This window comes from Zavarzinia sp. (assembly GCF_041650655.1).
Classification (GTDB): domain Bacteria; phylum Pseudomonadota; class Alphaproteobacteria; order Zavarziniales; family Zavarziniaceae; genus Zavarzinia.
On record NZ_JBAZKR010000124.1, the window covers coordinates 1 to 10,052 of the forward strand.

A 10,052-nucleotide genomic window follows, 5' to 3' on the forward strand; every position below is an offset into this window, starting at 1 on the left:
AAAACTTCCTCGCCGTCGTTCACATGCCAGCGATAGGGCGCATCGGTCCAATGCAGGCGCACGGTGGCAGCATCGAAGCGGGCGATATCCAGCGCGGCCCAGGCGCGCTCGCCCGTGAAGTCGGCGGGCGAAACGAAGCGCATTACAGGAGCTCGTCCGCCGTCTCGACCGGGCGAGTCGGCCGCGTGCCCTTGGGGCCGGAGACGATCGGCCGGTTCAGCAGGATCGGATGGGCGGCGATCGCATCCAGCATGGCGTCGTCGGATGCCTTGGCCAGGCCCAGCTCCTTGGCCAGCGGTTCCTTAGTACGCAGCAGGTCCTTCACCGTCATGCCCGGGGCCTTGCCGAGGGCGGCCAGTTGGGCACGGCTGAGCGGCGTCTTCAGATAGTCGACGACGGTGGGCTCGATGCCGCGTTCGCGGATCCGCTGGAGCGTGTTCCGCGAAGTGCTGCATTTCGGGTTGTGGTAGATCGTCACGGTCATGATGGCGCCAGGATCGGAAGCCGGGCCGGTGCCGTCAAGAAGGTTCGCGCGGGGCTTGCCGCAGGGCTACCGTTCTGCTTCCCTGCCCGGCGCGACAGCGAAAACGATGCGGGCGAACCGCACAGGCCCAGGAACCCCGATGACCGAGACCGCCGCCCTCTATGGCGCCCCCTGCTCCCTCTATACCGCCAAGGTGCGCTGCTTCTTCCGCAAGCACGGCCTGCCCTTCCGCGAATATTTCACCTCGCATCCGCACTACCGGGCCGCCGTCTATCCGGCGGTGAAGAACCATCGGGTGCCCGTGGTGGCCTTCGCCGACGGCGAGATCCTGCAGGATTCGGCCGTGATCCTGGATGCGCTGGAACGCCGCCACCCGGAAGTGCCGCGGCCGGCGGGCGCGCTTCGCGTGCTCGAACTCTTTTTTGAGGCCTATGCCGACCGCGCCCTGCTCAAGCCGGCGATGCACTACCGCTGGAATTTCCCGGAAGCGAACGGCGCCTTCATCGGTGGCGAATTCGGCCGCCTGCTGGCCTTCGACCGGCCGCCCGCCGAATGGCTCACCATCGGCCGCGACCTGGCCGCCCGCATGGCCGCCTATCTGCCGCCCCTCGGCATCACCGAGGAGACGATCCCGGCGATCGAGACCTGCTATCTCGCGCTGCTCGATCGCCTGAACGAAGTGTTCGGCCGCCAGCCCTATCTGCTCGGCGATGCGCCGAGCCGGGCCGACTATGGCTTCATCGGCCCGCTCTTCGCCCATCTGGGGCGCGACCCCCATCCGCTTCGCCTGATGCAGCAGAACGCCCCCATGGTGTTCCGTTGGGTCGAGCGCATGAATGCCGCCGAAATCTCCTCGCCCGAATTCCCGGACCGGACGCCGGGCTTCGCCGCGACCGAGGCGCTTTCCGCCGTGACCCGCCAGGCGGTCGCGGAATTCCTGCCCGAGATGCGGGCGACGGCCGACGCTTTTGCCGCCTGGGCGGCGCAGAACCCGGATTTCCCGGCCGGCCAGCCGATTTCGCCCAAGGGCGAAGACCAGCCGAGCTTCGGCCGGATTTCTTTTGCCCTGGGCGATGCCACCGTCCACCAGGCTTCGGCCGGCCATTCGCTGTGGCTGTTGCAGCGGATGCAGGATGCCTTCGCCGCCCTCGACGCCGAGGGGCAGGCGGCGGCGCGCGGCCTCTTCGCCGCTGCCGGGGGCGAAGCCCTGCTGGACCTGAAACTGGCCCGCCGCCTCGCCCGCACCGGCAACAAGCTGGCCCTCGCCTGAGGGCCGACGTTCACAGGCTCCGCGCGATCACCATGCGCTGGACGTCCGAAGTGCCTTCGTAGATCTGGCAGACGCGGACGTCGCGGTAGATCCGCTCCACCGGGTAATCGGCCAGATAGCCGTAGCCGCCGAGGGTCTGGATCGCCGCCGAACAGACGCGCTCCGCCATTTCGGAGGCGAAGAGCTTGGCCTGGCTCGCCTCGGTCAAGCAAGGCAGGCCGGCCTCTCGGAGCCGGGCGGCGTGATGCACCATGAGGCGCGCCGCCTGGACCTGGGTCGCCATGTCGGCCAGCCGGAAGGCGACCGCCTGGTGGTTCATCAGGGTCTGGCCGAAAGTCACCCGCTCCTTGGCATAGGCCACCGCGTAATCGAGTGCCGCCCGTGCCATGCCGACCGATTGCGAGGCGATGCCGATGCGCCCGCCTTCGAGGTTGGAAAGGGCAATCTTGTAACCCTCGCCTTCCTTGCCGAGCAGCATGTCGGCCGAGAGGCGCATATCCTCGAAGACGATCTGACAGGTGTCGGAAGCGTGCTGGCCGAGCTTGTCCTCGACCCTGGCCACCGTGTAACCCGGCGTGTCGGTCGGCACGATGAAGGCGGAAATGCCCTTCTTGCCGGCCTCCGGATCGGTCACCGCGAAGACGATGGCGACCTTGGCATGGCGGCCGGAGGTGATGAACTGCTTGGTGCCGTTCAGCACGTAATGGCTGTTGCCGTCCTTCTTCGCCCTGGTCTTCAGGAAGGAGGCGTCGGAACCCGCCTGCGGTTCGGTCAGCATGAAGGCGCCGATCGATTTGCCCGCCGCCATGTCGGGCAGGAAGCGGCGCTTCTGCGCCTCCGTGCCGAATTTCAGGATGGGCGCGCAGCCGACCGAATTGTGCACGCTCATGATAGTGGAGACCGCGCCGCAGCCGGCCGCGATCTCTTCCAGCGCCATGGCATAGGCGAGGTTGCCGGTCTCAGCGCCGCCCCATTCCTCCGGCACCACCATGCCGAAGAAGCCGAGTTCGCCCATCTCCGCGATCGCCTCGTGGGGGAAGGCGTGGTCGCGGTCCCAGTCGGCGGCGAAGGGCGCCAGGCGCTCCGCGGCGAAGGCACGCGCCGCGTCGCGGATCTGGACCTGTTCCTCGGTATAGCCGAAGTCGCTCATCTCAATGCACCAGTTCGACCGCCAGCGCCGTCGCTTCGCCGCCGCCGATGCAGAGCGAGGCGACGCCACGCTTCAGACCGTATTTTTCCAGCGCCGCCAGCAGGGTGACGACGATGCGCGCCCCCGACGCGCCGATCGGATGCCCCAGGGCACAGGCGCCGCCGTGGATATTCACCGTCTCGGCATCGAGGCCGAGTTCGCGGATCGCCGCCATGGCGACGACGGCGAAGGCTTCGTTGACCTCGAACAGGTCGACGTCCTTCTTCGTCCAGCCGGTCTTGGCGAAGAGCTTCTCGATCGAGCCGATGGGCGCCGTCGGGAACAGATTCGGCTTGTCGGCATGGGTGGCATGGCCGCGGATCACCGCGATCGGGGTGAGGCCCCGCTTCTCCGCTTCCGAGCGCTTCATCAGGACGAGCGCCGCGGCACCGTCCGAGATCGAGGAGGAATTGGCGGCGGTGACCGTGCCGCCCTCGCGGAAGGCCGGCTTCAGGCCCGGGATCTTGTCCATCTTGGCCTTGGGCGGCTGCTCGTCCGAGGCGACCTCGACTTTGGCCTTGGTGGTGACCGGCACGATTTCCTTCACGAAGGAGCCGTCCGCGATCGCCTTCTGCGCCCTTGTCAGGGAACGGATGGCATAGGCGTCCTGCTCCTCGCGGGAGAACTGGAAGACTTCCGCGCAATCCTCGGCGAAAGTGCCCATCAGGCGGCCCTTGTCATAGGCGTCTTCGAGGCCGTCGAGGAACATGTGGTCGAGCACGCGGCCGTGACCCATGCGATAGCCCGTGCGCGCCCGGTCGAGCAGATAGGGCGCATTGCTCATGCTCTCCATCCCGCCCGAAACGGCGACCTGGGCCGAACCCGCCAGGATCAGGTCATGGGCGAACATGGTCGCCTTCATGCCCGAACCGCACATCTTGTTCACCGTGGTGCAGCCGGCGCCGAGCGGCAGGCCGGCGCCGAGCGAGGCCTGGCGCGCCGGGGCCTGGCCCTGGCCGGCCGGCAGCACGCAGCCGAACACCACTTCCTCGACCGACGCGGCATCGAGCCCGGCGCGGCCGACGGCGGCCTTGATCGCGGCCGAACCGAGCTGCGACGCGGTGAAATCCTTCAGGTCACCCTGGAACCCGCCCATCGGGGTGCGGGCCATGCCGACGATGACGACCGGATCTTCCATCTTCGTTTCCCCTTGTGTTACTTGGCGGCCATACGGAGGGCGCCGTCGAGGCGGATCACCTCGCCGTTCAGCATGCGGTTCTCCGCGATATGCTTGACCAGGGCGGCGAATTCGGCGGGATCGCCGAGGCGCGAGGGGAAGGGCACCAGTTTGCCCAGGCTCTCCTTCACCTCGACCGGCATGCCCGCCATCATCGGCGTCTCGAAGGTGCCCGGGGCGATCGACACAACACGGATCCCGGTCCGGGCCAATTCGCGGGCGATCGGCAGGGTCATGCCGACCACACCGCCCTTGGAAGCGGCATAGGCGGCCTGGCCGATCTGGCCGTCGAAGGCGGCGATCGAGGCGGTGTTGACGATCACGCCGCGCTCGCCATCCAGGCCCGGCTCGTTCTTCGCCATGGCGAAGGCGGCGACGCGCAGCATGTTGAAGGCGCCGATCAGGTTGACGTTGATCACCTTGGCGAAGGTTTCCAGCCGGTGGGGCGCGTCGCGTCCCACCACTTTCTCGCCGATCACGATGCCGGCGCAGTTCGCCAGGCCATGCACGGCGCCGAATTTGGCCAGCGCCACTTCGACCGCGGCTTCGGCATCGGCCGCATTGGTGACGTCGGTCTTCACGAAGACGGCGGTGGCGCCGAGTTCCGCCGCCACCGCCTCGCCGGCCGGATTGACGTCGCACAGCACCGCATTGCCGCCCTCCGCCACCACCATGCGGGCGGTCGCGAGGCCGAGGCCGGAGGCACCGCCGGTGACGATGAAGGTCTTACCCGAAATCTGCACGATGAACTCCCTGATCAGGCGGCCGAGGCGGCGCTGGCCTTGGCCACTTCCTGGTTGCGCAGGATGAAACGCTGGACCTTGCCCGAGGGGGTCTTGGGCAGTTCGGCCACGAATTCGATCTCACGCGGGAAGGCGTGGGTCGACAGGCGCTTGCGCACATATTGCTGCAGCTCGTCGGCCAGCGCCTCGCTCGGCTCGTAACCCTTGGCGAGGACGACGAAGGCCTTCACGATCTCGGTCCGCTCCGGGTCCGGCTTGCCCACGACGGCGGCTTCGACCACCGCCGGGTGTTCGATCAGGGCAGACTCGACGTCGAACGGCCCGATGCGGTAGCCGGCCGAGGTGATGATGTCGTCCGAACGGCCGACGAAGGAGATCGAACCGTCGTCATTGAGCTCGACCGTGTCGCCGGTCAGGTAGTAGTCGCCCCGGAAGCTCGGCGTCTCGCGGTTCAGGTAGCCCGGGAACCAGAACAGCGGCGACTGGCTGCGGTCGATCGCGAGAATGCCGGGCTTGCCGACCGGCAGTTCGTCGAGCGTTTCCTCGTCCACCACCGCGGCGCGGTAGCCGGGCATGGACAGGCCGGCCGAACCCATGCGGATCGGATGATCGAGGCCGTGGTGGTTGTTCACCACCATGCCGAGTTCGGTCTGGCCGTAGTGGTCGTTGATCGGGGCCGCCAGATGTTCGGCGAACCAGCGGATCACTTCGGGATTCAGCGGCTCGCCGGCCGATGAGACGACGCGGAGCTGGCCCTTCACCGGCGCCGCCGCTTCGGCGCCTGCCGCGATCAGCAGGCGATAGGCGGTGGGCGAGCCGGCCAGATTGGTGATGCCCAGCTTCTTGATCAGGCCGTAGGTGCTCTCGACCGTGAAGGAGCCTTCATAGAAGGTGGTGGTATGGCCGAGCAGCAGGGGACCGGTGACGGCGTAATAGAGGCCGTAGGCCCAGCCCGGATCGGCGATGTTCCAGAACTTGTCCCCGGGCCGGAGGTCGACCGCGTCGCGCATGTAGACGCCGAAGGAGAGCAGCGCCTTCAAGGGCACCGGCACGCCCTTGGGCAGGCCCGTGGTGCCCGAGGTGAACATCAGGAGGAAGGCGTCGTCGGCCGCGCGCAGCACCGGCGCGAAATCGCCCGGCTGCGCCGCCAGCTCGGCCGCGAAATTCAGGTCGCCGGCGGGCACGACATCGCCCACGGTCAGCACGGGCGGGCAGTTCTTCACCTCGTCCAGCTTCGGGCGGTTGGTCAGGTCGGTGACGACGAATTTGCTCTCCGCCGTCTGCACCCGGTGCTCGATCGCCTTGGGGCCGAAGGCGGTGAACAGGGGCTGATAGACCGCACCGGCGCGCCAGGTGCCCAGGATGGTGACCAGCAGTTCGGGCGTGCGCGGCAGCAGGCCGGAGATGCGGTCGCCCGGCGCAACACCCTGCGCGGTCAGGAAATTGGCGAAGCGGGCGGCCTTTTCCTTCAGCTCGGCGAAGGTGAGATCCAAGCTCCGGCCGTCCTTGCTCTCCCAGTGGAGCGCCACCTTGCCGGGGGCGACATGGGCGTCGCAGCATTCGATGCAGGCATTGAGGCCGCCGGCCAGGCTGCCGGAAAGGACTTCCTTTTCCAGCGTAGCGACCGAAAATCCGGCCATCACGGTTTCATAGGAACGCTTCATCGGCGCATCTCCCGTCCATTGTTCCGGCCTCGGGCCGTTTGATGCATGGGTTAAGACCAATGCATGGCTGCTACAATGGCAGCAGGCTCCAAATTGGCCGATCGTTTTTGCAATATGATGGCCTAGACTTTGTGAGGACCCCCGCCGGAATGCAGCGCGGCACGATCTCCGTCCATCTGGTCGAGGAAGCCCTGGCCGAGGCCCGGGCTCGCGGCATCGACGTGGACGGCTTGCTGCGCGGCGCCGGCATCGAGCCCGCCCTGCTGGCGGATGGCGCCGCCCGCGTGCCCGCGACCCATTATGCCGCCCTCTGGCTCGGCCTCGCCCGGGCGATGGACGACGAATTCTTCGGCATGGACCGCCACCCGATGCGGCCGGGCAGCTTCACCCTGATGTGCCGCGCCGCGCACGGCGCCGAGACGGTGGGCCAGGGGTTGCGCCGGGCGCTCCGCCTGATGGGCCTGATCCTCGACGATCTCCAGGGTACGGTGGTGCGGGAAGGTACCCGCGCCTCCCTTGTCCTGACCGAGCACGGGGCACCTTTACGCGCCTTCACCTATTGCACCTTCCTGCTGATCGTCCACGGGTTGACCTGCTGGCTGGCGGGCCGGCGCATTCCGGTGACGGCGGCCGAATTCCGCTGTGCCGAACCCGCCTATACCGAGGACTACCGGACCCTCTTCACCCACGACCTCCGCTTCGGGCGGAGCCGGACGCGGCTCGAATTCGACGCCGCCTTCCTGGATCTCCCGGTGAAGCGGAGCGAGGCGGAGATGAAGAGTTTCCTGCGCCGGGCGCCGGCCAACATATTGGTCAAATACCGCTCCAACGACAGTCTCACCGTGCGTGTCCGGCACGAGTTGCGCCGCCTGCCGCCAGCCGACTGGCCCGATTTCGACCAGCTCGCCACCGGGCTCCACATGTCGGCCTCGACGCTCCGCCGCCGGCTCGACGGCGAAGGCGCCTCCTATCAGTCGATCAAGGATTCGCTGCGCCGCGATCTCGCCATCCGCTGTCTCGCCCGCGGACGCTCGTCCATCGCCGACATCGCCGAGGAACTGGGATTCGCCGATCCCAGCTCGTTCCACCGCGCCTTCAAGAAGTGGACCGGGCTGCAACCCAGCGAGTACCGCCGCCGCCTGCCCGCCGAAGCCTCGGCCGCCTGAGCGTGGTGCAGTCCGGCCGGGGGGCGGTGCATCTTAACCTCGCCTTAAGCGTCCTGTCGCCACCATGACGAGGCGTGGCAGGCAGCCCACGCGTTGGGCGATGGTCTCGATGACGTCTCGTTGGCATTTTTTTGCGATCGACTCAGCCGGGGCAGGTTCTGCCGGTCGCGGCCAGGTGCGACCATGACGAGTGCCCAGCCGGACAGCTTGGCGGCACCGGGACAGGCAGGAATGGCGGGCCGCCTGTCGGCCCTGCGTCCCCTCGCCCCCGTCGCCGCGACCATCCCGGTCTATTTCCTGCTGGCCAGCCTGGGCATCCACTATTTCCGCGGCATCGGCGGTATCGCCGGCCTCTGGCTCGCCAATGCCGCCGTCATCGGCCTCTACTGGCACCGGCGCGATCTCAGTCTCCCCACCCTGCTCGCCAGCGTCGCGGTCGCCTCGATCGCCGCCAAGGCGGCCGCCGGCCTCGGGGTCCTGCCCAACGCCCTGACGTCGGCGGCCAATGTCCTGGAAACAGGTCTGGCCATCGTCCTGATGCGAGCGACCATCCGCGACTGGGAATCGATCGTCGCCCCCATTTGGTGCGTGCTCTTCGCCGCCGTCGTGGCCCCCATGACGGCCGGCCTCCTGGGCGCCGCCGCCGGTCTCGTCGAAACGGCCACGGCTGACGGCTATTGGTCGGCTTGGTGGCTGTGGTGGACCGGGTCGGCGCTCGGCACCCTTTGCGTGCTCCCCATCGTCTTCGCCGCCGATCGGCGGGAGATACGCCAATGCTTCACCGGCTGGACAGCCGTGCAGACGGTGGCGGCAGGCGTTCTCGGCTGCGGTTTCTCCTACCTGGTGCTGGCGACCAGCGAGATTCCGCTGATCATGATCTCGCCGGCCCTGGTGCTCGTCGCCGCGGTACTGGGACCACTCGGCTCGGCCCTGGTGTCGGCGCTCTGCGTCGGCCTGATCCTGGCCGACATACCCGGCACCTTGACCGTGTTTCCTCTGGCCGCCCCGGATACCTACGAACTGCCGCCGCAATTGGCCCTGGCCCTCGCCATCGTGCCCGCCTTCCTGGCGTCGACCGTCATCGCCCACTACCGGCGCCATGAACAACGGATGCAGGCGAGCGAACACGCCCTCCGCAATGCGATGGACAATGCGGCCATCGGCATGACGATCGTGGCACCGGACGGCCGCCTGCTGATGGTCAATCGCGCCCTGGCCGACATGCTGGGCTATACCACCGAAGAACTCCTGAGCCTTCGGGTCGACGACTTCAGCCATCCCGAGGACATGGCGCGCGACGATGCCGAGGCCGACAAACTGCTGATCGGCCAGGGCGACAGCTACCGCATGGAAAAGCGCTATGTCACCCGGGACGGCCGCCTCGTCTGGGGTCAGCTCTCGGTTTCGATCGTGCGCGACGAACAGACCGGCGAACCCCGCCAGTTCATCGCCCAGATCGAGAATATCGACCAGCGCCGCCAGGCGGAGAATGCCCTCGCGGAGAGCGAGAACCGCTGGAGCTTCGCCCTGGAGAGCGCCCGTCAGGGCGTGTGGGACTGGGACGTCGCCCGCCGCCACACCTATTTCTCCCCCACCTGGAAAGCGATCCTGGGTTATCGCCCCGACGAGATCGACGACGACGACCAGCAATGGTCGCGCCTGATCCACCCGGACGACCTGCCGCGCGCCAGCGAAATGGAGGACGCCTGCGTCAACAGAGGCTGCGAGACCTTCGAGTGCGAATTGCGGATGCGCCATCGCGACGGCCATTGGGTCTGGGTCCTGGACCGCGGCCGCGTCGTCTCGCGCGATGCCACGGGCCGGGCACTCCGCATGATCGGCACCCACGTCGACATCTCGGCGCGCAAACAGGCGGAACAGGATCTGCAGTCACTCTCCGACGCCCTGTTCGAAGAGAAGGAGCGACTGCGCGTCACCCTCTATTCGATCGGCGATTCGGTGATCTGCACCGATACTGAGGGCCGCATCACCTTCATGAATCACACCGCCGAGGAGATGACCGGCTGGCCGTCCGACGACGCCCAGGGGCGGCCGATCGAGGACGTCTTCGGGATCGTCGACGCGGAGACCGGTGCCCCCCTGGCGAGCCCGGTGCGCGCCAGCCTGGATAAGCTCGAACCCTTCTATCTGAAGGGCGACGTGGTCCTGATGGACCGCCAGGGCAACCGGCGGAACGTGCAGGATTCGGCCGCCCCCATCCGCGACGCTTCGGGCAAATTGATGGGCGCCGTCCTGGTCTTCCAGGACGTCACCGAACAGCGCATGATGCAGCGCCAATTGGCCTATTCGTCGCAGCACGATTCCCTGACCGGCCTGCCCAACCGGCTCGCCCTCGAAA

At 67.6% G+C, this 10,052-nt stretch carries 8 protein-coding genes; 3 read left to right on the forward strand and 5 right to left on the reverse strand.

All coding sequences use genetic code 11. The features are described from left to right. Positions 1–142: 142 nt before the first annotated feature. Positions 143–484 (reverse strand): arsenate reductase (glutaredoxin), encoded by a 342-nt coding sequence (arsC, locus tag WC493_RS19695; protein ID WP_373067700.1) that lies wholly within the window; start codon positions 482–484, stop codon positions 143–145. Between the two features lie 139 nt (positions 485–623). On the opposite strand from arsC, the gene WC493_RS19700 reads away from it, so the two are divergent. After that, positions 624–1,754: a glutathione S-transferase N-terminal domain-containing protein gene (locus WC493_RS19700; RefSeq protein WP_373067702.1), complete on the forward strand. Its 1,131-nt coding sequence runs from the start codon at positions 624–626 to the stop codon at positions 1,752–1,754. 10 nt (positions 1,755–1,764) lie between these two features. On the opposite strand, the gene WC493_RS19705 is transcribed toward WC493_RS19700, so the two are convergent. Genes WC493_RS19705 through WC493_RS19720 form a run of 4 tightly spaced genes read right to left on the reverse strand, consistent with a single transcriptional unit; the run spans position 1,765 to position 6,527 of the window. Further along, positions 1,765–2,904 (reverse strand): acyl-CoA dehydrogenase family protein, encoded by a 1,140-nt coding sequence (locus WC493_RS19705; protein ID WP_373067704.1) that lies wholly within the window; start codon positions 2,902–2,904, stop codon positions 1,765–1,767. A gap of 1 nt (position 2,905) precedes the next feature. Next, positions 2,906–4,081 carry an acetyl-CoA C-acyltransferase gene (locus tag WC493_RS19710; protein ID WP_373067707.1) on the reverse strand — a complete coding sequence of 392 codons (1,176 nt, stop codon included), beginning with the start codon at positions 4,079–4,081 and terminating at the stop codon, positions 2,906–2,908. A 17-nt stretch (positions 4,082–4,098) separates the two neighbouring features. Beyond that, positions 4,099–4,863, reverse strand: a complete 765-nt coding sequence (locus tag WC493_RS19715; RefSeq protein WP_373067709.1) for a 3-hydroxyacyl-CoA dehydrogenase — start codon at positions 4,861–4,863, stop codon at positions 4,099–4,101. A gap of 14 nt (positions 4,864–4,877) precedes the next feature. Continuing rightward, entirely contained in the window at positions 4,878–6,527 is a 1,650-nt protein-coding gene (locus WC493_RS19720; RefSeq protein ID WP_373067711.1) for an AMP-binding protein, read from the reverse strand. 149 nt (positions 6,528–6,676) lie between these two features. Between WC493_RS19720 and WC493_RS19725 the strand changes: the two genes are divergently transcribed. Both WC493_RS19725 and WC493_RS19730 read left to right on the forward strand, forming a co-directional pair. Then, positions 6,677–7,693, forward strand: coding sequence for an AraC family transcriptional regulator (locus WC493_RS19725; RefSeq protein WP_373067714.1), 1,017 nt, complete (start codon positions 6,677–6,679; stop codon positions 7,691–7,693). 183 nt (positions 7,694–7,876) lie between these two features. Further along, a partial coding sequence (locus WC493_RS19730) for a PAS domain S-box protein (RefSeq protein WP_373067716.1) occupies positions 7,877–10,052 on the forward strand: 2,176 nt, incomplete at its 3' end.

Bases quoted from the DNA above. Each gene is read 5' to 3' on its own strand.
- arsC (WP_373067700.1), bottom strand. From the start codon at position 484: ATGACCGTGACGATCTACCACAACCCGAAATGCAGCACTTCGCGGAAC.
- WC493_RS19700 (WP_373067702.1), top strand. From the start codon at position 624: ATGACCGAGACCGCCGCCCTCTATGGCGCCCCCTGCTCCCTCTATACC.
- WC493_RS19705 (WP_373067704.1), bottom strand. From the start codon at position 2,904: ATGAGCGACTTCGGCTATACCGAGGAACAGGTCCAGATCCGCGACGCG.
- WC493_RS19710 (WP_373067707.1), bottom strand. From the start codon at position 4,081: ATGGAAGATCCGGTCGTCATCGTCGGCATGGCCCGCACCCCGATGGGC.
- WC493_RS19720 (WP_373067711.1), bottom strand. From the start codon at position 6,527: ATGAAGCGTTCCTATGAAACCGTGATGGCCGGATTTTCGGTCGCTACG.
- WC493_RS19725 (WP_373067714.1), top strand. From the start codon at position 6,677: ATGCAGCGCGGCACGATCTCCGTCCATCTGGTCGAGGAAGCCCTGGCC.